The sequence below is a fragment of the Paraburkholderia sp. SIMBA_030 genome (assembly GCF_046535245.1).
In the GTDB taxonomy this organism is placed as follows: domain Bacteria; phylum Pseudomonadota; class Gammaproteobacteria; order Burkholderiales; family Burkholderiaceae; genus Paraburkholderia.
This window is the reverse complement of record NZ_JAWRXB010001000.1, coordinates 1-257: the sequence shown is the minus strand read 5'-3', so window position 1 is coordinate 257 and position 257 is coordinate 1. Positions and strand designations below refer to the sequence as shown.

Annotated in this window: 1 protein-coding gene; it reads right to left on the bottom strand. The window is 51.4% G+C overall.

From position 1 onward, the window contains the following. A partial coding sequence (locus tag SB772_RS43025; RefSeq protein ID WP_410838900.1) for an EF-Tu/IF-2/RF-3 family GTPase occupies positions 1-257 on the bottom strand: 257 nt, incomplete at both ends.

Genomic DNA, 257 nt, shown 5'->3' with positions numbered 1-257 from the left:
ACTTCTTTGATCTCTTCACGTTTGTTAGCGTGCATCTGAACGATACGACCGAAACGCTCACGTGCAGCTTTCACGGAGTTCAGTACGGTATCACCAGAGTTAACCACACCGGAGTAAACACGGAAGAAGGTCAGGTTACCAACAAACGGGTCGGTAGCGATTTTGAACGCCAGTGCAGAGAACGGCTCGTCATCACTTGCGTGACGTTCAGCCGGAGTGTCTTTACCGTCGTCCAGGATACCGTTGATCGCAGGTAC